Source organism: Nesterenkonia alba DSM 19423 (assembly GCF_000421745.1).
Classification (GTDB): domain Bacteria; phylum Actinomycetota; class Actinomycetes; order Actinomycetales; family Micrococcaceae; genus Nesterenkonia; species Nesterenkonia alba.
Genome location: NZ_ATXP01000002.1, coordinates 72,508 through 95,727, shown reverse-complemented (window position 1 = coordinate 95,727; position 23,220 = coordinate 72,508). Strand labels below are relative to the sequence as shown.

Annotated in this window: 20 protein-coding genes; 13 read left to right on the top strand and 7 right to left on the bottom strand. The window is 63.5% G+C overall.

Annotated elements, in window-relative coordinates; all coding sequences use genetic code 11:
- Positions 1 to 103: 103 nt before the first annotated feature.
- The 8 genes from H578_RS12645 to H578_RS0102165 all read left to right on the top strand — a co-directional run bounded on the left by H578_RS12645 (position 104) and on the right by H578_RS0102165 (position 9,472).
- On the top strand, positions 104 to 3,091 hold the full coding sequence (locus H578_RS12645) for a DUF4040 family protein (RefSeq protein WP_245554879.1): 2,988 nt from the start codon (positions 104 to 106) through the stop codon (positions 3,089 to 3,091).
- Positions 3,088 to 3,687: a sodium:proton antiporter gene (locus tag H578_RS15840; RefSeq protein WP_022872075.1), complete on the top strand. Its 600-nt coding sequence runs from the start codon at positions 3,088 to 3,090 to the stop codon at positions 3,685 to 3,687. The genes H578_RS12645 and H578_RS15840 overlap by 4 nt, the downstream gene beginning before the upstream one ends.
- Positions 3,684 to 5,288, top strand: coding sequence for a monovalent cation/H+ antiporter subunit D family protein (locus H578_RS0102190; protein ID WP_022872074.1), 1,605 nt, complete (start codon positions 3,684 to 3,686; stop codon positions 5,286 to 5,288). Before H578_RS15840 ends, H578_RS0102190 begins: the two co-directional genes overlap by 4 nt.
- Positions 5,281 to 5,724: a Na+/H+ antiporter subunit E gene (locus H578_RS12635; RefSeq protein ID WP_022872073.1), complete on the top strand. Its 444-nt coding sequence runs from the start codon at positions 5,281 to 5,283 to the stop codon at positions 5,722 to 5,724. The genes H578_RS0102190 and H578_RS12635 overlap by 8 nt, the downstream gene beginning before the upstream one ends.
- Positions 5,721 to 5,987, top strand: coding sequence for an MrpF/PhaF family protein (locus H578_RS0102180; protein WP_022872072.1), 267 nt, complete (start codon positions 5,721 to 5,723; stop codon positions 5,985 to 5,987). Before H578_RS12635 ends, H578_RS0102180 begins: the two co-directional genes overlap by 4 nt.
- Positions 5,987 to 6,391: a cation:proton antiporter gene (locus H578_RS12630; RefSeq protein ID WP_022872071.1), complete on the top strand. Its 405-nt coding sequence runs from the start codon at positions 5,987 to 5,989 to the stop codon at positions 6,389 to 6,391. Before H578_RS0102180 ends, H578_RS12630 begins: the two co-directional genes overlap by 1 nt.
- 55 nt (positions 6,392 to 6,446) lie before the next feature.
- A complete protein-coding gene (locus tag H578_RS12625) occupies positions 6,447 to 7,718 on the top strand; it encodes a YihY/virulence factor BrkB family protein (RefSeq protein WP_022872070.1) in 1,272 nt (423 codons plus the stop codon).
- Positions 7,719 to 7,870: 152 nt separating this feature from the next.
- Positions 7,871 to 9,472: a peptide ABC transporter substrate-binding protein gene (locus H578_RS0102165; RefSeq protein WP_022872069.1), complete on the top strand. Its 1,602-nt coding sequence runs from the start codon at positions 7,871 to 7,873 to the stop codon at positions 9,470 to 9,472.
- A gap of 89 nt (positions 9,473 to 9,561) precedes the next feature.
- Here H578_RS0102165 and H578_RS0102160 read toward each other — a convergent pair whose 3' ends face one another.
- From H578_RS0102160 to H578_RS0102140, 5 genes are all read right to left on the bottom strand, one after another.
- Positions 9,562 to 10,611, bottom strand: coding sequence for an ABC transporter ATP-binding protein (locus H578_RS0102160; RefSeq protein WP_022872068.1), 1,050 nt, complete (start codon positions 10,609 to 10,611; stop codon positions 9,562 to 9,564).
- Positions 10,608 to 11,624 carry an ABC transporter ATP-binding protein gene (locus tag H578_RS12620; protein ID WP_022872067.1) on the bottom strand — a complete coding sequence of 339 codons (1,017 nt, stop codon included), beginning with the start codon at positions 11,622 to 11,624 and terminating at the stop codon, positions 10,608 to 10,610. Before H578_RS12620 ends, H578_RS0102160 begins: the two co-directional genes overlap by 4 nt.
- 8 nt (positions 11,625 to 11,632) lie before the next feature.
- Positions 11,633 to 12,547: an ABC transporter permease gene (locus tag H578_RS12615; RefSeq protein WP_022872066.1), complete on the bottom strand. Its 915-nt coding sequence runs from the start codon at positions 12,545 to 12,547 to the stop codon at positions 11,633 to 11,635.
- The gene (locus tag H578_RS0102145; protein WP_022872065.1) at positions 12,540 to 13,466 is read right to left on the bottom strand and encodes an ABC transporter permease; all 927 of its coding nucleotides are present in this window, start codon (positions 13,464 to 13,466) and stop codon (positions 12,540 to 12,542) included. The genes H578_RS12615 and H578_RS0102145 overlap by 8 nt, the downstream gene beginning before the upstream one ends.
- Positions 13,467 to 13,654: 188 nt before the next feature.
- Positions 13,655 to 15,295 carry a peptide ABC transporter substrate-binding protein gene (locus H578_RS0102140; protein WP_022872064.1) on the bottom strand — a complete coding sequence of 547 codons (1,641 nt, stop codon included), beginning with the start codon at positions 15,293 to 15,295 and terminating at the stop codon, positions 13,655 to 13,657.
- Positions 15,296 to 15,588: 293 nt separating this feature from the next.
- On the opposite strand from H578_RS0102140, the gene typA reads away from it, so the two are divergent.
- The 5 genes from typA (at position 15,589) to H578_RS0102115 (ending at position 20,904) form a co-directional block, all read left to right on the top strand.
- Positions 15,589 to 17,511, top strand: coding sequence for a translational GTPase TypA (gene typA / locus H578_RS0102135; RefSeq protein ID WP_022872063.1), 1,923 nt, complete (start codon positions 15,589 to 15,591; stop codon positions 17,509 to 17,511).
- Positions 17,512 to 17,976 (top strand): hypothetical protein, encoded by a 465-nt coding sequence (locus tag H578_RS0102130; RefSeq protein ID WP_022872062.1) that lies wholly within the window; start codon positions 17,512 to 17,514, stop codon positions 17,974 to 17,976.
- 48 nt (positions 17,977 to 18,024) lie between these two features.
- Positions 18,025 to 18,354: a ferredoxin gene (fdxA, locus tag H578_RS0102125; protein ID WP_022872061.1), complete on the top strand. Its 330-nt coding sequence runs from the start codon at positions 18,025 to 18,027 to the stop codon at positions 18,352 to 18,354.
- Positions 18,355 to 18,421: 67 nt separating this feature from the next.
- Positions 18,422 to 19,534 carry a succinyldiaminopimelate transaminase gene (dapC, locus tag H578_RS0102120; protein ID WP_022872060.1) on the top strand — a complete coding sequence of 371 codons (1,113 nt, stop codon included), beginning with the start codon at positions 18,422 to 18,424 and terminating at the stop codon, positions 19,532 to 19,534.
- Between the two features lie 83 nt (positions 19,535 to 19,617).
- A complete protein-coding gene (locus H578_RS0102115) occupies positions 19,618 to 20,904 on the top strand; it encodes a citrate synthase (protein ID WP_022872059.1) in 1,287 nt (428 codons plus the stop codon).
- A 92-nt stretch (positions 20,905 to 20,996) separates the two neighbouring features.
- Here the strand turns inward: H578_RS0102115 and H578_RS15380 are convergent, their stop codons facing one another.
- A complete protein-coding gene (locus H578_RS15380; RefSeq protein WP_156837176.1) occupies positions 20,997 to 22,109 on the bottom strand; it encodes a hypothetical protein in 1,113 nt (370 codons plus the stop codon).
- 23 nt (positions 22,110 to 22,132) lie between these two features.
- Positions 22,133 to 23,107 (bottom strand): 2,3,4,5-tetrahydropyridine-2,6-dicarboxylate N-succinyltransferase, encoded by a 975-nt coding sequence (gene dapD / locus H578_RS0102105; protein ID WP_028463849.1) that lies wholly within the window; start codon positions 23,105 to 23,107, stop codon positions 22,133 to 22,135.
- Positions 23,108 to 23,220 lie beyond the last annotated feature (113 nt).

The following is a 23,220-nucleotide window of genomic DNA, read 5'->3' as shown; positions in this document are numbered from 1 at the left end:
AGTGTGTGGAGTAGATCGCCCTGGTCGCTCCGTGCCGGCTGCACGGCGCCGGCCGTACGTGACCTGACCCGCACCGCACTGACCAGGAGGACGCACTGTGAGCATGCTGACTCTGGTCTTCCTCACCCTGCTGCTGGTGCCCGCCGCTGCCGTGGCCCACACCGTCCTGGGCAGGAACACCGGCTGGTTCGCCGCCGCAGCGTTGACGGTACTCGGGATCTTCAGCCTCACCTGGCTCCCCGATGTCATCGCCGGTGAGACCGCAGAAGAGCACCTACCGTGGATCCCCACCGTCGACGTCGGCATCTCCCTGCGTCTCGACGGGCTCGGGATGGTCTTCCTGCTGCTGGTGCTGTTCATCGGCGCCCTGGTGATGGCCTACTCGGCCCGCTACTTCAGCCCCCAGAAGAAGACCAGCGACTACTACGTGTGGATGCTGCTGTTCGTCTTCGCCATGTCCGGCATGGTGCTGGCCGATGACATGATCCTGCTGTTCGTCTTCTGGGAGTTCACCACTCTGTGCTCCTTCTTCCTCATCAACCGCTCCGGGGATAAGGCTCCGGCTCCTGCCCAGCGGACGCTGCTGCTGACCATGGCCGGTGGACTCGGCCTGCTGACGGCCGTGCTGTGGATCATCGTGCGCACCGGCACCACGAGCCTTTCAGCCGCCCTGGAACATCAGGTGTGGGGCGAGGACGCCGTGTTCACCGGTGTGGTTGCGGTGCTCATCGCCTTTGCCGCGTTCACCAAGTCAGCGCAGTTCCCCTTCCACCTCTGGTTGCCCGATGCCATGGTGGCCCCAGCCCCGGTGAGTGCCTACCTGCACGCCGCAGCGATGGTGAAAGCCGGGATCTACCTGCTGCTGCGGTTCGCTCCGGTCTTTGAAGGCGTGGCCATCTGGCAGAGCCTACTCATTATCTGCGGGCTCATCACCGCGCTCATCGGGGCGCTGTTCGCCCTCCAACGCCACGACATCAAAGAGATCATGGCCTACTCCACGGTCTCGCAGCTGGGCTTCCTCGTGGCGGTCATCGGCATCGGCACCCCCACCGCGATCGCAGCGGCGATCATCCATGTGGTCGCCCATGCGCTGTTCAAATCCAGCCTGTTCATGATGGTCGGGATCATCGAGCATGAGGCGCACTCCCGCGACATCCGCGAACTCAACGGATTGCGCAAAACCATGCCGGTCAGTTTCGTCATCACCGTGCTGGGCTGCCTGTCCATGGCGGGAGTGCCGCCACTGTTCGGCTTTGTCTCCAAGGAGAACCTGCTCAAAGGTTTCCTCTCCGGGCAGGAGGGCACTTTTGGCCCCGGCTTGACCTGGACGGTGACCCTGCTGGCAGTGCTGGCGGCCGTCGGCACCTTCGCCTACTGCGGGCGGATCGTGCTCGGGGCGTTCACCAGCTACACCGGAGCCGGCGCCAAGGACGAGCCTCGTAAGCCGATGGCCGCTGATGCCGCACACGAAGCCCCGATGAGCTTCTACCTGCCAGCCCTGCTGCCGGCGCTCGGTGGACTGCTGGGCTTTGCACCCTTCCTCTTCGATGGACTCATCACCTCCGCTGTCGACGCCGCTGCCACCGTTGCCTATGACGCGCACTTTTACCTCTGGGGCGGCATCACCGTGGATCTGATGCTCTCGGTGGCGATTATGGGTATCGGCCTGGTGGCCGTGTTCGGCCGTACCCGCCTCGATAGCGTCATTCCCCGCACCATCCTGCCGTGGACCGGTGTCGCCGTGGCCGAAAAGATGCGCACCGGTTCTATCGACATCGGTCGGCGCGTCGGTGACTTAACCCGTACTGATATGCACGGGTTGCACCTGACCGTGCCGGGTATCTTCTTGGCCGGGTTGTTCATCGCCGGAGTGCTGCATGTCGGCGACGTCGGTAGCTTCGACCCCGGCCACACGCTGATGACCGACTGGGTGCTCATCGGGTTGCTGGCCATCTTCTTGGTCGGCACGGTCATCTCCCAGTCCCGGACCGCTGCGGCTGTGCTCGCCGGAGGCGCGGGATTCGTCGTCGGCGCCTGGTACTTCGCCCTCGGTGCGGTCGATGTCGGCATGACCCAGCTGCTGGTGGAGATCCTCACCGTGGTGGTGCTGGTCCTCGTGCTGCGCAAACTGCCTCGGCGTTTCCACGCCGTCTCCCGGCGTCGCACGGTGGTCTCAGCCGTGGTGGCCGTGGCTTTCGGTGCCATGGCGTTCATCGCCACATTCGCGCTGACCGGGCGGCGGGGGCAGTCCCCAGCGGCCGAGTGGTACTTAACGGAGACCTACGACGTCGTCGGCGCCGTCAACACCGTCAACTCCATCCTGGTGGACTTCCGCCCCTTGGATACCTTCGGTGAGCTCACGGTGCTCGGTGTGGCCGGGTTCGCCATCCTCGCGGTGCTGAACTCCGCTTTCTCCACCAGCGACAATGAGCCCGCCGAATCCAAGCTCTGGGACGGTACCCCGCTGGCGAACTCCGAGGACAACACCACCGCTATGCGCAAGGTGTTCACCTGGATGGCCCCGTTCATCATCATTCTCTCCCTGGTGCTGCTGGCGCGCGGCCACTACGAATCCGGGGGAGGGTTCATCGCGGCCCTTGTCCTGGGTGGATTCTTCGCCTTGCGCTACCTGGTGGCCCCCAGCGACTCAGCGGTCAAACTGCGTTTCGACTACGCACTCATCATCGTCGGTGGTATCGCCCTGGGGGCGGCGATCGGTCTGGCCGGATTCCTCGATGGAGAGGAGGGCTCCTACCTGCGGCCCATCGTCATCGTCGAAGGGCTGCCCCTGCCGTGGGGCACGGAGGCTGGCTTCACCCTGACCACCGCACTGGTCTTCGACGTCGGGATCTACCTGGCTGTCATCGGTGCGGTCCTGACCGCCATCGACCGACTCGGCCAGGCTCAGCGGTACCCAGCGGAACTGCTGCGCAAACACATGCGTGCCGCCGGAAAGACCCCAGCGGAGACCATCCACGCCGGCGAAGACCCCGGAGACCTGCCCCGTGAAGCCGACCCTGACTACGCAGAGGGTGAGCTGCGGCCCGGAGAGTTGCTGCGCGCCCGACGCCGGAAGGAGGGCGAGGAATGAGCATCGCCATCGCGGTCGGCTTGCTCACCGCAGCCGCCGTCTACCTGTTCATGCAGCGGGGCATGGTCCGCATCATCATCGGGTTCATCCTCGCCTCACATGCGGCGAACCTGATGTTCTTCGCCGCCGGGAACACCGCCTTCCGGGGGGTGCCGTACATCGGGAGCTCAGAATTCGGTGAAGGTGCGGATCCGCTGCCGCAGGCGTTCGTGCTCACCGCGATCGTCATCGCCTTCGCCATCACCATGTTCATGCTCACCCTGGCTATCACCACCACCGGCGACGACGACACGGAGAATGATGAGGAATCCCCGGTGAAAGTCCTCGCCCCCGAAGGTGCTGCTCCTGCTCCGGCGCAAGACAGTAACACCGCAGACCTCACCGACGCGGCTTCTCACTCCATGGATCTGACCACCACCGGGGCAGCAGGGGCAGGAACCGGAGGAGCCGACGCCTCCCCGATGTCACCGGTGCACGATTTCGAAGGGCGACAGCCCCAGCCGAGCGAGGCTGAACGCCCCGATTCCGAGCACCGTGGCGCAGCGCCCCGCAACGACGACGACAGCTCCCCGGGGCAGAAGGGAGGCGTTGCGTGAACGAGCTTCTCCCACCATTGCTGCCCCTGCTGGTCGGTATGCCTCTGCTGCTGGCGGCCCTCGGTGCTGCAGTGCGCAAGCACAAGCTGCTGCGCCACATCATCAGCCTGTCCACACTGGCGGCCATGTTCGCCGGTTCGGTGGTACTGCTCGTGGCCACCCACGACGGCACCGTCATCGCCCACCAGGTCGGGTTCTGGGACTACGGGATCTCCATCCCCTTCGTAGTCGACCAACTCTCCGCAGCGGTGCTGTTCATCATCTGCATCCTCGGGTTGACCTCGGTGATGTTCGCCATGGCCACTCACGAGGCCCGCGCCCGGTTCTACCACCCCTTCGTGCTGGTGCTGATGGCCGGTGTGGCCGGGGCGCTGATGACCGGGGACATCTTCAACTTCTTCGTCTTCATTGAGGTCATGCTGCTGCCCAGCTACGGGCTGTTGGCCATGATGGGTGCCAAACTTGGCGCCCACGGCGCCCGGATTTACGTGGCGGTTAATCTGCTGGCCTCCACGCTGCTGCTGGCCGGTATCGCCCTGGTCTACGCCACCGCCGGGACGGTCAACCTGGCTGAACTCCACGGTGTCGCCGCTGAGGATCCGGCTGTGGCGGTGGCTGCGGGAGTGGTACTGACCGCCATCAGTATCAAAGCCGCCGTCGTACCCGTTCACGGCTGGCTGACCCGCACCTATCCGATGACCTCACCGGCGGTGACCACCCTGTTCTCCGGGATCCACACCAAGGTGGCGATCTACGCGATCTACCGGATCTACTCGCTGATGTTCGACGGTGACGAACAGTTCCTCTGGATCGCGCTGGTGGTGACCAGCCTGACGATGCTCATCGGCGTGCTCGGAGCCATCGGGGAGAAAACCACCCGCTCTATCCTGGTCTTCCACATGATTAGCCAGATCGGCTACATCCTCATCGGGGTGGGGCTGTTCACTGGACTGGGACTCACCGCGGGGATTTTCTACCTGCTGCACCACATGATCGTGAAGGCCTCCCTGTTCCTCTCCACCGGCGCCATCGAGGAGACCTACGGCACCGGACAGATCGACAAGCTCGGCGGCATGCTCAAACGCGAACCGCTGATCGCGGTGACCTTTATGATCGCCGCGCTCTCCCTGGCTGGACTGCCGCCGTTCTCCGGATTCGTCGCCAAGTTCAGCATCATCCAGGCCACCCTCGAGCTCTCCCATTACTGGGTGGCCGCCGTGGCCATCCTGGTCAGCGTGTTCACCCTGCTGTCCATGCTGAAGATCTGGACCGGGGTGTTCATGGGCAAGGCCCCCGACGACCTCGAAGAGCGCGCCCTGGTCTACCAGGAGCGCATGCACGGCAAACGGTACCTGCGGGTCCAAGCCCAAGCAGAGAACCCCACGCTGACCATCGGTCCGCCCACGGCCACCACCTCCGCAGTCCTCGCCGGGGAGAAGCAGGTCAAAGTTCCGATGAAACTCATCATCCCGGGGATGATCCTCGCCGGGGTGACCCTGTTCTTCGGCCTGGGTGCGGAAGTGTTGATGATGATTGCCGAAACGGCGGCGGAAAACCTCCTGAACCCCGAGCACTACGTGGAGGCGGTGAGCAATGCCTAGCCACCGGAACCCGTCCTCAGCCCCCTGGATCTGGCGGATCCTCAGTTTCCTCTTCTGGTACGCCAAGGAGTTCTTCCTCGCCAACCTGCGAGTGACCATCGACGTGCTGCGCCCCACACGCCGGATGAAGGCCAATCCGGCGATCGCCGCAGTGCCGGCAGCCTCCGTCTCCGACGCCGAATGGACCCTGATCTCCGCACTCATCACCTTAACCCCCGGCACTTTGACGATCACCATCTCTAAGGAACACCGGGTGCTCTACGTCCACGGGATGTTCGCCGAGACACGCGATGCCCTGGCTGAGGAAATCCAAGAGATGGAAAACCGGCTCCTGCGGGCCATGCGGCGCACCCCGGGAGACCTCTCCCGACCTCTGCAGGCACCGGTGATCGGCGCGGGGAACACACCGGCTGAGGAAGGCGGTGAGCAGCCATGATCGGTGAGATCGTCCTAGAGATCGCCCTGATTCTGCTCGCCGTGGGGATGCTGCTGGCAGCCATCCGTGCCTGGCTGGGGCCGCGGATCACCGACCGTGCGGTCGCCGCTGACCTCATCTTCTTCGCGATTATCGGCTTCATCGCATTGATCGGATTGCGGACCGGTATCGAGGCGCTGTTCGACATCATCCTCATCGCCACGCTACTGGGCTTCATGGCGGCGATTTCCATGGCCCGGCTCGGATTGGGGGGACGCCGCTGATGGACTACACCACCCTAGGACTGGTGATGCACACCATCGGACTGGTCTGCATCTTCCTCGGCATCGCCACGATCATCGTCGCCGGCATTGGGCTGTTCAAACTGCCGGACCTCTACCTGCGTGCTTCCGCCGTCGGTACCTCAGCCGGTCTGGGAGTCGCATCGATCGTCATCGGCGCTCTGCTCATCGACTTCACGTGGCTGAACCTCCTCAAAGCACTGCTGGCCGTGGTGGCTCAGTTGTTGACCTCCACGGTGGGCTCAATGGCCATCGCCCGGGCCGGATACCTCAACAACTCCCTGCCTGCGCCGATCACCCATACTGATGAACTGCTCACCACCCGCGGGGATTACACCGGGCAGTCGGCCGAGACCACTGCGGACCCTGAGGCCGAATCGCAGTAGCCACTGAGGCAGTGTCCGGGTTCTGTCCAGCGACTGCGGCGATAGTGTGGGTGCTATGAGCACTCGCGATGCCCATGAGCCTCCGGCCCCCGACGAGGCCATCACCCCCGATGAGGGCCTGCCGCCGCACCGGGTGCGTGAAGCCGAGGACGAGTCCCACGACCTCTTCGACGAGAACGCCACCTACGAGGACGCCTCCCGGCCCGGCACTGTCGCCGCCGCTGCAGACCAGCCCTACCTGGTCAAAGCCCGGCAGCGTGAAGAGTACGCCGAGGCAGAACCCCCCCAGCGGCATGACCCCAAAGCCTCCTCCCCGCTGAAGCTGACCTCCACCGCGTGGAAGTACAGTCTCAAACGCACGCTGGCTGAATTCAGTCGGGACCAGTGCACCGATCTGGCTGCGGCTCTGACCTACTACGCCGTGCTCTCGGTCTTTCCTGCGCTCATCGCTCTGGTCTCCATTCTCGGGCTGCTAGGAGAGGCCGAACGGGTCGAAGAGTTCGTGCTCAGCACCGTCGGGGACCTCGCCGGGGCCGAGAGCGAGATCGCCGACACGGTGCAGATGGTCTTAGGCGTCATCACCCCCGCCGAAGGAGCCGGCCTGGGTCTAGCGATCGGTATCCTCGCGGCCATCTGGACCGCCTCGAACTACGTCAACGCCTTCTCCCGGGCGATGAACCGCATCTGGGAGGTCGAAGAAGGGCGCTCCTTCCTTCAGCTACGGCCGGTGCTCTACCTGGTGACGGTCGCGCTCATCGTGCTCGTGGCGCTCTCAGCGGTGATGCTGGTGGTCTCCGGGCCTCTCGCCGAGGCGATCGGCAACACTGTCGGCCTCGGGGAGACAGCCGTGACCGTGTGGAACTGGGCCAGCCCCGTGGTGCTCATCCTCATTGCCGCACTCGGCATTGGGCTGCTGTACTTCGCCACCCCGAACATCCGGCAACCAGGGCCGAAATGGACTTCGGCCGGGGCGGTGGTGACCATCCTGGTGATGATCGTGACCACCATCGGCATCGCCTTCTACGTGATGCACTTCGGTAACTACGACGCCACCTACGGTGCCCTGGCCGGTGTCATCATCTTCCTGTTCTGGATCTACATCATGAACATCGTGCTGCTCTTCGGGGCGGAACTGGATTCGGAGCTGGAACGGGCCCGCCAGCTGCAGGCCGGGATCGAAGCCGAACGGACCATCATGCTGCCGCCTCGCCAGACCACCGGGGTAAAGAAGAAAAGCGCCAAGCACGAACACATCGTCGCCGCCGGTTACGCACTGCGTGTCTCCAAGGGGCAGACCTCTGATCCGGAGGAGCTGTGGCGGCGGTAAGCCCCGCCTTGGGTGTAGCTGCTTAACATTCCCGCATAGCGGAGCGTCTCGTTTAGGCTCGATTCATCGCCGCGTTACCCGCGGTTTACCGCACTGATGAGAGATCCATGGGTGTCTCCGTGACCCGGAGGGCCCATATCAAGAGGAGATTGATGAGCAACCGAATCACTGTGCGCTCGGCGTCTGTCGCCGTCGGCGCTGCTGCCGCGCTCGTGTTGGCCTCCTGTGGAGGCGATAACGGCAATGGCGAGAACGGGGATGAGACCGCCGAAGGTGGCGGGACCCTGCGAGCCTACAACTGCGAGCCGCAGAGCATCGACCCCGGCACCTCCACCGAGGTGTGTGGCGCTGCGGTCCTCGAGCAGGTCTTCACCGGCCTGACCGAGATCGACTACGACACCTTCGAGGCGGTCCCCGGGGTGGCCGAGGAATGGGAGACCGAAGACAACGTCACCTGGACCTTCCACCTGGGGGAGGACTGGACCTTCCACAACGGTGAAGAACTCACCGCGCAGAACTTCGTGGACGCGTTTAACTTCACTGCCGACCCGGAGAACGCTCAGCCCAACGCGGACTACTACGACTTCTTCGCCGGCTACGAGGAGCTCGCCGCCGGTGAGGCCGAGGAGCTGGCCGGTGTGCGGGCCGTGGATGACTACACGCTGGAGCTGGAGCTGGCCGAGCCCTTCGGACAGCTGCCTGCACTGCTGTCCCTGGTGGGTTTCTCCCCACTGCCTGAGGCGGCCTTCGAGGACTTCGACTCCTTCGCTCAGGCGCCCATCGGTAACGGTCGGTACCAGATGGACGGCGAATGGGAGCACGACGTCGCCATCAACCTTGAGCGTTACGAGGACTGGCCCGGCGAGGACCCCGGCTCCCCGGACCGTATCGAGTGGGTCATCTATAGCGATGTCTCCACGGCCTACCAGGACGTTCAGGCCGGAAACATCGACCTGCTCTACAACGCTCCGCCGGAGAACATCCCCGTGATGGAGCAGGACTTCGGGGACAACCAGGACTCATTTGAGACCGGGACCCTGACCTTCCTGGGCATCCCGACGTACCAGGATGAGTTCTCCGACCCGCAGATCCGCCAGGCTCTGTCCATGGCGATCGACCGTCAAGAAATCATTGACAACATCTTCGACGGCTCGTTGACTGTGGCCGGGTCCTTCCTACCTCCGGTGCTGCCCGAAGGCCGCGAGGACGCCTGTGACTTCTGCGAGTTCGACCCGGACACTGCCGCTGATCTGTACGAGCAGGCCAACGGCCCCTCCGAGCTGACCATCTACTTCAACTCCGGCGCCGGTCACGAGGACTGGACCGAAGCGGTGGCCAACCAGTGGATGGCCAACCTCGGCGTTGACGACGTCACGTTCGAGTCACTGGAGTTCGCTCAGTACCTCGATCTGCTCGAAGAGGGCGACATCGCTGGTCCGTACCGGTTGGGTTGGACCCTGTCTTACCCCAGTGCCCAGGAGTCGTTGGAGCCGATGTACCACTCGCAGGCTTCCCGGAACTACACCGGCTGGGGTAGCGATGAGTTCGACGAGCGCATCGCCGCGGCCAACGCCGCCGACGCCGATGAGGCAGTCGAGGCCTACCAGGAGGCAGAAGACGTGCTTCTCGAAGAGCTGCCCGTGCTGCCGCTGTGGTTCGAAGACCAGCACGTGGTGTGGTCTGAGAACATCGACAACGTCCACGTGACCTCCCGCGGTCTGCCGCAGGTGGAGCGCGTGGAAGTGCTCGACTAAGCAGTATCCCCGTACGCTCAAGGGCCCGGAGTCATCGACTCCGGGCCCTTGAGCGTCTGTCTATCTGAACCAGGATGGTTCGGATGCTTTTAGTCCATGGCGGCGACGTCTTCGTTGGTCTCCGCGTAGTGGCAGGCTGCAGCCTGGGATATCCCCGGGCGCACGGTGAGTTCTGGGGCCACTTCGGCGCAGTAGTCGGTGGCTTTCCAGCATCGGGTGCGGAACCGGCAGCCTGAGGGCGGGTTCGCCGGGTTCGGCGGATCCCCTTTGAGTACGATTTGCTCGCGCTTGCCCCGCAGCGTGGGGTCCGGGACCGGTACCGCGGAGAGCAGTGCCTGGGTGTAGGGGTGTGCCGGACCACCGTAGATCTCATGCTCGGTGCCCAGTTCGGCGAGCTTGCCCAGGTACATCACTGCGATGCGGTCACTGATGTGCCGGACCACGGAGAGGTCGTGGGCGATGAAGATATAGCTCAGCCCGAACTCATCCTGCAGATCCTCTAAGAGGTTCATCACCTGGGCCTGCACCGAGACATCGAGGGCAGAGACTGGCTCATCACAGATAATGACGTCCGGGTTCAGCGCCAGTCCCCGGGCGATGCCGATGCGCTGGCGTTGTCCGCCTGAGAATTGGTGCGGGTACCGGTTGATGTGGTCGGGGTTGAGCCCGACGACGTCGAGCAGCTCCTTGACCCGGTTGCGGATCCCTTTCTTCGGCACGACATCTTTGTGGATGGTGAACGGTTCACCGATGATGTCGCCCACTGACATCCGCGGGTTCAGTGAGGTGTAGGGGTCCTGGAAGATGATCTGGATCTTCCGCCGCATCCGGCGCAGCTCTTCACCATCGAGGGCGAGGAAGTCCTCTCCGCGAAAACGCACCTCGCCGGCGTCGGGCTCTTCCAGCCGCATCAGCAGTTTGGCCAGAGTGGACTTTCCGCAGCCGGATTCACCGACAATGCCGAGGGTTTCACCGCGACGCAGCTGAAAGCTCACCCCGTCGACGGCCTGCACGGCTCCGATCTGGCGTTTGACCACGATGCCCTGCTTCAGCGGGAAGTGCTTGACCAAGCCGTCGACGTCGAGGACGACCTCCTCGCCCGCGAACGGGTCGGTGGTCTGTTCTGCGGTGGCAGTCATGCTTGGGCCTCCTGACGGGGCTCGATGGTGCCCTGGTAGACGTCCTCACGGTAGTGACAGGCCGAATAGTGTCCCTCAGCCGCCGGCAGCAGCTCCGGTCGATCGCTGACACACAGATCGGTGGCGTAGGGGCACCTGGGGTTAAACGGGCAGCCGGAGGGCATATCGGTCAATGATGGTGGCAAGCCGGGAATGGCCGAGAGCCGGTCACCTTCGGCGTCGATCCGGGGGATCGATTCCAGCAGCCCCTTGGTGTAGGGGTGTGCTGGTTTGGCGTAGATCTCGTAGACATCGGCGGCTTCCATGACCCGTCCGGCGTACATCACCGCGATCTTGTCCGCCACATCGGCGACGACGCCGAGGTCGTGGGTGATGAGGATCAGACCCATATTGTTCTCTACCTGCAGTTCTTTCAGCAGGCGCATCACCTGCGCCTGGACGGTGACGTCCAGGGCGGTAGTGGGCTCATCGGCGATGAGGACATCAGGATCGAGAGCGATGGCGATCGCGATCATAATGCGTTGGCGCATACCGCCGGAGAATTGGTGCGGGTAGTCACCCACCCGGCCTTCGGCTCCGGGGATGCCGACGCGCTGCATCAGCTCGATGGCCTTTTTCTTCGCGGGGCCGCGTTTCATACCCCGGTGGACCCGGAACATTTCGGCGATCTGCCAACCCACCGGAAGCACCGGGTTCAAGGCGGAGAGGGCGTCCTGGAAGATCATGGAGATATTGACCCCGCGCAGCTTGCGCCGCTTGGTCTCATTCATGGTCAGGATGTCCTCGCCGCGGTAGAGGATCTGCCCGCCGGCAATGTGCCCCGGAGGCATATCGAGGATTCCCATGATGGTCTGGGCGGTGACCGACTTTCCGGATCCGGATTCACCGAGGATCGCCAGGGTCTCTCCGGCGTTGAGACTGAAGTTCAGTCCATTGATGGCCTGGGCCACACCGGATTTGGTGCGGAACTCCACGTGGAGGTCTTTGACCTCCAGCAGCGGGGTGGTCGTCATCGTTCCGCTCACCTCTTCTTCGACTTGGGGTCGATGGCATCGCGCAGGGCTTCACCCATGATCATGAAGGAGAACACGGTCAGGCCCACAAAGATCATGGGGAACACCAGCAGGTGGGGCAGCTGGGTGATGTAACCCTGTGCCTGGTTCAGCTGGATTCCCCAGGAGATCGCCGGCAGCTGCAGACCCACACCGAGGAAGGTCAGCGTCGCCTCCGCACCGATGACGATGCCGGTGTAGATGGCGGTGTAACCGACCACCGGTCCGAGGGCATTGGGCAGGATGTGCCGGCGCATAATGTTGATGTTCTTGGCTCCGAGGGCCTTGGCCGCCAGGACATACTCCTGTCCGGTGACTGAGAGCACCGAGCCGCGCATCAGTCGGGTCATCGTCGGCCAGCCGAAGATCACTAGCACGAAGGCGACTTCCCGCACACCGCGGGTCTCGATGACGTTGAGGAAGACCAGGGCACCCAGGATGTAGGGGATGGCGAAGACCAGGTCGGTCAGACGACCCAGTACCGCATCGACCCAACCGCGGAAGTACCCGGCTACCAGTCCCATCACGATGGCGATGCCCAGGCAGGAGAACGCCACGATCAGACCGATGGCGATCGAGTTCCGCGCACCGTAGATGACCCGGCTGTAGTAGTCGCAGCCTTGAATATCGGTGCCGAACCAGTGCTCGGCGGAGGGTTCCTGCCGGGAGCGGTCCAGCGGGCAGTGCCGCGGATCCTGATCGGTGAACAGCTGCGGGAACAGGGCCATGGTGATGAGGATCAGCAGCAGCACCGCCGAGGTGATGAACCACGGGTTGCGCCGCAGCGAACGCCAGGCATCCGCCCAGAGGCTGGCGTCCTCCGTCTTCTTAGCCGGCTCGTTGGTGACGGTGGCCGAGGCGTCTACTTTATTCAGCTCAGTCATAACGGATCCTTGGGTCGAGCACGGCGTAAAGCAAGTCCACCAGCAGGTTCAGGGTGACGTAGAACAGCACCAGCAGGGTCACGATGCCGACGACGACCGTACCCTCTTGGGCTTGGATGGATCGGAAGATCTGTCCCCCGAGGCCTGGGATGTTGAAGATTGATTCAACGACGATCGTTCCGCCCATCATGGTGGCCAAGTCAGCACCCATGAAAGTCACCACAGGGATGAGCGAGTTGCGCAGACCGTGGCGGCCGATGACCCGGCCACGCTTGAGTCCTTTGGCGGTGGCGGTGCGGACGTAGTCGGACTGCAGGGCTTCAATGAGTTCGCTGCGCAGCATGCGAGCAATCATCGCGGTGGAGACCGCCCCCAGGGCGATGGCCGGCAGGATGTAACTGACGAGTCCCTGCTGGATTCCTGCGATGGGGAACAGCCCGAGGTTCAGTCCGAAGACCAGTTGCAACAGGAAGGCGATGGCCAGGGTGGGCAGCGCCACGACGACCACCGTGGAGACCTGGACCAGACGGTCGATGAAGCGGTCTTTGTAGACCCCGGAGAGGATACCGGCGATGATGCCGATGATCCCTTGGAAGACGAAGGCGAAAGCCGCCAAGGTCAGGGTGGTGGGCAGGGTCTGTTGAATGATGTCGAGCACGGGGCGACCCTGGAAGGTGGTGCCGAAGTCGCCCTGGGTGAAGACTCCCCACATGTACTTGGCGTACTGGACGAGGAAAGGGTCGTTGAGGTTGTACTGTTCGCGGATCGCCTCGACCTGGGCTTCCGGCATGGGACGGTCGCCGGAGAGCGCGCGGATAGGGTCGCCGGGCATGGAAAAGACCAGCCAGTAGACGATGAGCGTGGCGAAGATCGTCACGGGGATGAACTGGAGAAGGCGCCGGATGATGTACTGCGTCATCGACGTACTCCAGCCTCAGGGGGCCTCATAGCGGAGATGCTCCTGGATGCGGTGCGGGGGCAGGGTCTCAAGGTGCGGTATGCGATGTGGTGTTCAGCGAAGAATCCGGTGGCCACGGGTGCGGCCCGCACTCCAGGCTAGTGGAAGTACGGGCCGCATTGCCGTGGTCAGACCGTGGCGTGTGCGCCTTAGTCTTCGAGGACGGTGACCTGCTCCACGCGGGTGAAGCCGCGGTAGTCCATCAGCAGGCTGTCATTGTCGATGGCGTCCGTGTGCACCATCACCGACTGGCCGTACCACAGCGGGATGATCGGCATCTCCTCCAGGAGGAGATCCTCGGCCTGCTGGTACAGCTCGGTGGCGGCGTCCTCATCGGTTTCGGCGTTGGCCTGGGCGATGAGGTCATCGAACTCTTCGTTGTTGAAGTGGGTGTAGTTCGAGGAGACGCCTGTGGTGTAGATCGGCTCCATCGTGTACTGGGCGTTCGGGTAGCTGGTGGACCAGCCCAGACGGAAGGGCCCGTCGATCTGCTCGTCATCGTGGAGGTCCAGGTACTGGGCGAACTCCAGGGACTGGAACTCGATGTCGTCGATGGGCAGGTGCTCCTGCCACATGTTGGAGATCGACTCGACCCACTCCTCGTGGCCGGCACCGGAGTTGAAGTAGATCGTCAGCTCCGAGGGGCCGCCAGCGGCTTCGTAGAGCTCAGCGGCGGTGTCCGGGTCGTATTCGCAGGCGTCGCACTTGTCCTCACGGTACTCGGCGAGCATCGGCGGGATGGGGCCGGTAGCCGGGGTGCGCAGCCCGTGGTAGATCGACTCGATGATCTGCTCCCGATCGATCGCCATGGACAGGGCCTGGCGGATGTCGGGGTCCTCGAACTCCTCCTGGTACAGCGGGAAGCCCAGGTACTCGAAGGACGAGGTCTCGAAGATCGCGTGGTTCTCCGGGAAGGAGGCCTCGTAGTCGCCGTACTGCGGAGCAGGAACGGTGTCGAGCAGGTCGAGCTCGCCGGCCTGCACGTCCAGGTAGGCGGTCTCCATATCGGCGTAGAGGCGCCACTCGATCCGGTCAGGCCCACCCTGGGACTCACCGGGCCAGTCTTCCCAGCGGTCCATGGCGACCTGGACGTCGTGCTCCCACTCGCCGTCCATCTGGTACTCGCCGTTGCCGATCGGGGACTGCTCGAAGGCGTCCGGGTCGTCGAAGGCCTCCTGCGGCACGGGGTAGAAGCCGGTGTAGGAGAGCATCATCGGCAGGGGGGAGAACGGCTCGTTGAGCTCGATTTCCAGAGTGTAATCGTCGACGGCGGTCACGCCCTCGAGTTCATCGGCGTTACCTTCGACGACGTCCTCGTAGCCGAGGAAGACATCGTAGAAGTCAGCGTTCTGCTGACCGTTCTCCGGGTCGACGACCCAGTTGAAGGTGTCCACAAAGGTCTGCGCGGTGATCTCATCACCGTTGTGGAAGGTCCAGTCGTCGCGCAGTTCGAAGGTCCACACCGTGGCGTCGTCGTTGGCTTCCCAGCTTTCAGCGACACCGGGAACGACCTCGTAGGTTTCGTAGTCGACGCCGGTCAGGCCGGTGAACAACTGCTCGAGCATCTTGGAACCGCCGACCTCGGAAGAGTTTCCGGGCATGAAGTTCTGCGGTTCGGTGTTAGCAATGCTTAAGGTGCCACCGGTCTCGGCTGCTTCGCCGTTACCGTTGTCGCCGTTGCCATTGCCATTCTCATCATCATCACCGTTGCCGCCGCAGGCGCTGAGCACGAGCGCAGCGCTGGCAGCCACCGCGAGAGACGCGGTACGGATGGAGGTGCGATTGTTCATTTCTCCCCTTAGGTCAAGTGCGGAGTAGCTTATCTCGAAGTGCGGACACTTCGGGACGTGTCATGACTCTAACGCCGCCGTTTTACCGCCATGTTTCGTGAACCTGGATGCAACGGCGCCTATCATGCTGATGAACAGATCGTAAACGCTCGTTCCACTTCTTGGAAAGAGGGGGAGTGTTGCCGGTCACGTCCTCAAGCCTTCCGTGCAGCGCTACCACACCTGCCGCGTACACTGGATGAGTGCGTCGTCGCACGTTCTCCTACTCGCTGTATTCCGGAAGGTCCTTTCTTTTGAGCATCACCGCGCGCAATGACCTGCGCAATGTCGCCATCGTCGCCCACGTCGACCATGGCAAGACCACCCTCGTCGACGCCATGCTGACCCAGACCAAGGCCTACGGTGGGCACGGCGAAAACGAAGAGCGTGTCATGGACTCCGGGGAACTGGAGAAGGAAAAAGGCATCACGATCTTGGCGAAGAACACCACGGTGTTCTACTCCGGCCCCGCTGCCCAGCAGATCGCCGAGGCAGAGACCGTCACGATGAACATCATCGACACCCCCGGTCACGCCGACTTCGGCGGAGAGGTCGAGCGTGGACTTTCCATGGTGGACGGGGTCGTGCTACTTGTTGACGCTTCCGAAGGGCCCTTGCCGCAGACACGGTTCGTGCTGCGCAAGGCGCTCAACGCATCCCTGCCGGTCATTCTGGTGGTCAACAAGACTGACCGGCCCGATGCCCGGATCGACGGCGTGGTCTCTGACACCATGGACCTGCTACTGGGGTTGGCCAGCGACGTCGCCGAGGAGAACCCAGATCTCGACCTCGATGCGGTGCTTGATGTCCCGGTGGTCTACGCCTCCGGTAAAGCGGGCCGGGCCTCCACTGCGCAACCGGCCGACGGTGCCCTGCCAGAGAACGAAGACCTCGAACCACTGTTTGAGACGATTCTGAAGCATGTGCCGGCCCCTACCTATGACGACGCCGAGGTACTCCAGGCCCACGTCACTAACCTCGACGCCAGCCCCTTCCTGGGGCGATTGGCGCTGCTGCGTATCCATAACGGCACGCTGCGGAAGAACCAGCAGGTCGCCTGGGCGCGTAAAGATGGCACCACCAAAACGGTGAAGATCACTGAGCTGCTGGCTACGAAGGGGCTCGAGCGGGTCTCCGCCGAGTCCGCGGGCCCCGGGGACATCGTGGCGGTGGCCGGAATCGGCGACATCATGATCGGCGAGACCCTCACGGATGTGGAGAACCCCAAGCCACTGCCCGACATCATCGTCGACGACCCGGCCATCAGTATGACCATCGGGATCAACACCTCACCCATGGCCGGCCGCGTGAAGGGGGCCAAGGTCACCGCACGGCAGGTCAAGGATCGGCTGGACCAGGAGCTCATCGGTAACGTCTCCATCCGGGTCTTGCCCACCGAACGCCCGGATATGTGGGAGGTCCAGGGCCGTGGTGAGCTCGCCCTGGCCATCCTGGTGGAACAGATGCGCCGCGAAGGTTTCGAGCTGACCGTGGGCAAGCCGCAGGTGGTCACCAAGGAGATTGACGGGGTGCTCCACGAGCCGATGGAGAACCTCACCATCGACGCACCCGAAGAGTACATGGGGGCGATCACCCAGCTGCTGGCCGCCCGCAAGGGCACGATGAACACGATGACGAACAACGGCACCGGGTGGATCCGCATGGAGTTCAGTGTCCCGGCCCGCGGTCTCATTGGGTTCCGCACCAAGTTCCTCACCGAGACGCGAGGAGCCGGGATTGCGTCGTCGTACGCGGCCGGTTATGAGCCCTGGAAGGGCGAGATCGTCTACCGCACCTCCGGTTCCCTGGTGGCCGACCGGCCCGGAGTGGCCACCCCGTTTGCCATGATTAACCTCCAGGAGCGGGGGACGTTCTTCGTGGAGCCGACCTCCGAGGTCTATGAGGGCCAAGTGGTGGGGGAGAACTCCCGTAATGAGGACATGGAAGTCAATATCACCAAGGAGAAGAAGCTCACCAATATGCGGGCTGCCTCCGCCGACTCCTTCGAGGGGCTCACCCCGCCGGTGAAGCTCACCCTGGAGGAATCCCTGGAGTTTGCCAGCGACGACGAATGCGTGGAGGTCACTCCCGAGGCGATCCGCATCCGCAAAGTCATCCTGGACTCCAGTGAGCGGATGAAGGCCAGCCGCCGGAAGAAGCAGGCCGCGGCGGTCTGAGTGATGCAGGGTAAGCGCCGGGTTCTCTTCGCGGTGGCGTGCTTCGCTGTCGGTGTGGCCCTTGGTGTGCTCGGCACACTGATCCACGGCAATATCTGGGTGTTGGGGGATGTCGGCAGTGGGCTCGTGCTGCCCTGGGGTGCGGTGTTCGCTCTGGTGCTCGTCTTTGCGGCACTGGTGTGGGCTGGGACGACCTCCGGTTCCCTCGCTGAGGTGTTGCTGCTCGGTGGCACGGTCTTCACCGTGGTCACCGCGGTCTACCTCTGGCCGGGCCCAGACCAGCTCATGGTCCACTATTCCCCCCAAGTGTGGGAATCGCTGCCGGGACCGGTGATCGCCTCGGTGGTGTGGTGGCTGGGCAGTGCCGCAGTGACGATCCTCGCGATGTTCGCTGTGCGTGTGGTTCTTATCACAGATGACGTCAAGCGTCGTCGCGCCCAGGCTCAGTTTGCCCTCGAGCAGTAGAATTAACGTTCAGAACCTGACCGGCACCAAACCCCTTCAAAGGACGCCATGACGTACGTGATTGCGCTGCCCTGTGTGGACCTCAAGGACAAGGCATGCATCGACGAGTGTCCTGTCGACTGCATCTATGAGGGGGAGCGTTCCCTCTACATCCACCCCGATGAGTGTGTGGACTGCGGTGCCTGTGAACCGGTCTGCCCGGTGGAGGCCATCTACTACGAGGACGACCTCCCCGAAGAGTGGGATGAGTACTACCGGGCTAATGTCGAGTTCTTCGACGACATCGGATCCCCCGGCGGGGCGGCTAAGGTCGGCAAGATCGACAAAGACCACGAAGTCATCCAGGCTCTGCCGCCGCAAGAGCACGACGAGGCCTGAGCCCCTCCCCACGGCGTGTCGGACTCAGTGGGTCAGTACTGTTGACCACTGACCGACAAGGAGCCCGATGCTGAATCTCCCCGAATACCCCTGGGACGCCATGGCGCCCTACCGCCAGCGCGCCGAGGAGCACCCGGACGGTGCAGTGAACCTGTCGATCGGTACCCCTGTCGACCCCACACCGCAGGTGGTCCGAGCCGCATTGAGCGAAGCCGCCGACGCTCCGGGATACCCCACCACCCACGGCACGGCCGCGCTGCGTCAGGCGGTCACCGACTGGTTCGCCCGCCGCCGCGGTGTGCCCGGACTGGACCCGGAGGCCGTGCTGCCCACGATCGGCTCCAAGGAGTTCGTGGCCTGGCTGCCGACCCTGCTGGGTCTGGGCTACGGAGACATCGTGGTGCGCCCCGAGATTGCCTACCCCACCTATGACATGGGGGCTGTGATCGCCGGGGCCAAGCCGGTGGCCGCCGACGACCCCACCCAGTTGGATGAACTCACCCTGCAGAACGTCAAACTGATCTGGGTCAACTCCCCGGGCAACCCCACTGGCCGGGTCGACGACGTCGCCACACTGAGACAGATTGTGCACTTAGCGCGGCGCATCGGGGCAGTAGTGGCCTCTGATGAGTGCTATGCCGAACTGCCCTGGGAGGCCGAAGAGGTTCCCTCGATCCTGGATAAACGGGTCAGCGAAGGAGACTCCTCCGGACTGCTGGCTGTCTATTCGGCCTCCAAGCAGTCCAATCTGGCCGGTTACCGTGCCGCGTTTGTGGCCGGCTGCCCTGTACTGATCCGTGGGCTACTGAACGCCCGGAAACAGGCGGGGATGATAATGCCCGCTCCGGTGCAGGCGGCCTTGACCGCTGCACTGAACGACGACGCCCACGTCACCGCCCAGCGGGAGGTCTACCGCCGACGTCGTGAGGTTCTCAAACCGGCGCTACAGGCTGCTGGATTTACGGTGGAGCATTCCGAGGCGGGGTTGTACCTGTGGTGCACCGACGGCTCAGGCGATACCTGGAAGCAGGTGGACGCGTTGAGCCAGCGGGGGATCATCGTTGGACCCGGAACCTTCTACGGAGACGCGGGGCAGGGCTACATCCGGGTGGCGCTGACCGCCCGTGACGAACGGATTGACGCTGCGGCTGATCGGCTCCGCGGCTCGTTTGTCGTCTGAGGCAATTATTGGCGCGTGTTGCGCGGCACACGGTAGGTTGGGCAGTGTTGTGCACGACTGTGCTTCTACAGTGAAGGAGACCTATGACTGAGCAGGCCTCAGCCACACTGTCCTACCAGGACCACGAGCTAGAACTCCCAGTGGAGTCCGCTGTTGAGGGCAATGACGGCCTCAGCATCGCTCCGCTGCTGAAGACCACTGGAGCGGTCACCTACGACCCCGGTTTCATGAACACCGCCAACACGAAGTCGGCGATCACCTACATCGACGGTGCCGAAGGCATCCTGCGCTACCGCGGATACCCCATCGAGCAGCTAGCTGAGCACTCCAACTTCCTGGAGGTCTCCTACCTGCTCATCTATGGTGAGCTGCCCACTGCCGACCAGTTGGCTGAGTTCGACCGGGTGACCCGGCGTCACACGCTGCTGCACGAGGATCTGAAGGATTTCTTCGCCGGATTCCCTCGGGATGCCCACCCCATGCCGGTGCTCTCCTCGGCGGTCTCGGCGCTGTCGACCTTCTATCAGGACTCTCTGGATCCCTTCGACGCCGACCAGGTCGAGCGGTCCACCTGGCGCCTGTTGGCCAAACTGCCGACGATCGCCTCCTACGCGTACAAGAAGTCCGTGGGCCAGCCCATGCTCTACCCGGACAATGAGCTCAACCTGGTGGAGAACTTCCTACGCGGTTGCTTCGGGGTGCCTGCCGAACCGTATGAGGTGGACCCGGCGGTGGCCAAGGCTCTGGACACTTTGCTCATTCTGCACGCCGACCACGAGCAGAACTGCTCCACTTCCACGGTGCGGCTGGTGGGTTCGGCCCAGGCCAACCTGTTTGCCTCCGTCTCGGCGGGTATCAACGCTCTCTTCGGTCCTGCCCACGGTGGTGCTAATGAGGCAGTGCTGAAGATGCTGCGCGAGATCCAAGCTGAGGGCATCTCACCGGAAGACTTCATGACAAAGGTGAAGAACAAGGAAGCCGGTATCCGGTTGATGGGCTTCGGTCACCGGGTCTACAAGAACTACGACCCGCGCGCTCGGATCGTCAAAGGCCTGGCTGATGAGCTGCTCGGCAAGCTCGGCGGAGATGACGAACTCTTCGACATTGCCCAGCGGATCGAGGCCGTGGCACTGGAGGATGACTACTTCGTGGAGCGGAAGCTCTACCCGAATGTGGACTTCTACACCGGCCTGATCTACAAGGCGATGGGCTTCCCGGAGAAGATGTTCACCGTGCTCTTCGCTCTGGGTCGGCTGCCCGGGTGGATTGCCCAGTGGCGGGAGATGATGAGTGATGGCACCACTAAGATCGGCCGCCCCCGGCAGATCTACACAGGAGAGCCGCTGAGGGACTACCCCGTGAAGGGTTAATCCTCACCTGTTCCATCCTTAAGGGTCCCGCTCAGTGCTGCTGAGTGGGGCCCTTAAGTGGTGGTAGGCGTGGCTGGTGGGGCTGTGGGCGCTTAGATGTCGCGGGTGAAGCCGATGACCACCGTGTCCGCCTCGGTGGGCTCATCGGTGCTTTCCCAGTGGCTGTTATCCCGGGTCCACTGCTGGGAGCCGGCGGTGACGCTCTGGATACCGAAGCGCTCAGCACTGGCCACCGCCCAATGGGCCACCATCCACTGGTAATCGTAAAACTCATCAGCAGGCGGGGCGGTGACGGTCACCACGGCCTCTTCTCCGCTGCCGGTGACCTCCACGATCCCCTCGGGGAGCGGCTCCGGTGCGACGTCGTCGTCTTCGGTCTCCCCATCCTCGTCACCCTCGTCTTCATCGTCGTCTTCCGGTTCTGTGAAGGGGATCTCCAAAGCGGTGGGGACCACGGCGATGAGTTCCTCCGCTGTACCCTCGGGGTCCGGACCGGGTACCTCGAGCTGGCTGAGCGTGCAGCTGAAGTCCACTTGGGACTGACCGGCCAACGGGGCGGCAAACGCCCGGCTACGGTCATAATGTTCGGGGTAGAACTGCGCGTTATGCGGACGGTCGAGAGCCTCTGAAGCGACGTCGAGCTCCATCTCAGGCTGCCAGTACTCACCGGCGGAGTCTTCGTCCTCGGTGTCCTCGGCGTCGTCGTCTTCGTCCTCGGATTCCTCTTCCGCGGCAAGAGCAGCCTCGTAGCGTTCTTCCAGCAGGTCGAAAAAGCCGTTGACCGTCACTGGAACCTGCTCCGCCCCGGCCTGGTCACTCCAGGCGGGACGACCCCGGGCGAAGAGCTCGCGTTCGCCTGGATCCGGGTCATCGGCGCGCAGCTGAAGTTCGGTCTCTTGCAGGGACATCGCCACGGCGTGGACCGCCGCTGCAGGGGGCAGCTGACGTTCCACAGCGGTGGCCGCTAACAGGGCAGCACTGTCGGCTTGCTCGGGGGAGAGGCGTTGTTGGTGTTCTCCGACCTGGACTTCACAGCGGGCATCGAGGAGGTATTCGTTCTCATCGATATACCGCCAGGCTCCGTAGGTGGTCCCGGCGATCAATGCGGCCGTGAGCCCCAGGGCGGCCACGGTCCGACGGCGGCGAGTGCGCCGAGCCATGGGCCGGGTGGCCACCACAGGGCGGGGCTGGGATCGAGGACTCATCGACTCACGGCATCCTGCCCGGTTCAGTTGGCGTGTAGAGCGGCATTGAGCTCTACTTTCTGCCCGGCGCGGGGACGGGCTTGGACCTGGCCGGTCACCGAGTCTCGCAGGAAGAGGAGGTTGCTCACCCCGGAGAGTTCGCTGCCTTTCACAGTGTTGGTGACCTCACCGGCGGCATCGAGCACAGCGACTTTGGTTCCAGCGGTGATGTAGAGCCCCGCTTCGACGACGCAGTCATCACCCAGGGAGATGCCCACACCGGAGTTCGCGCCCAGCAGGACGCGCTCACCGAGGGATATGCGCTCTTTACCCCCGCCAGAGAGCGTGCCCATAATCGAAGCCCCGCCGCCGATGTCGGTGCCGTCACCCACGACCACCCCGGCGGAGATGCGGCCTTCGACCATCGAACTGCCCAGTGTGCCGGCGTTGAAGTTGACGAAACCTTCGTGCATCACTGTGGTGCCCTCTGCCAGGTGGGCGCCGAGCCGGACGCGGTCGGCGTCACCGATCCGCACCCCCTTGGGCGTGACGTAGTCGACCAGGCGGGGGAATTTGTCGATGGCGTGCACGGTGACGTGCCCGCGGACCTTCAGGCGTAGCCGGGTGGTCTCGAAACCTTCCAGCGCACAGGGGCCAAAGTTGGTCCACACCACATTGGTCAGGTGGCCGAAGATGCCCTCGAGGTTGATGGTGTTGGGCCGGACCAACCGGTGGGAGAGCAGGTGCAGACGCAGCCAGACATCGGAGGTGGAGGTGGCCTCGGAGTCCAGATCGGATTCCACTGAAACCGCCTCAGTGTGCACGGCCCGGTCGAAGTCCTGGGACTCGGCGGCCCGTAGTGAAGCCAGAAGTTCCTCATCGGTGTTCTGCTCCAGGGGAGCGAGGACCGGGGAAGGGAACCAGGTGTCGAGAACGGTGCCGTCGGCGGCCACAGTGGCCAGTCCATGTCCTGATGCGATACGAGGCTGAGACGTCATGGCGACCATCCTATAAGTCATGGTGGATGCCCAGCAGTGCCTACGCCGGAAAGGTCAGGGATGGGTGACAATCGTGTTACAGGTGTGTTGCGCCTCACTGCCTGAGTAGCCCCGACATGCATGCGTGAAATAAG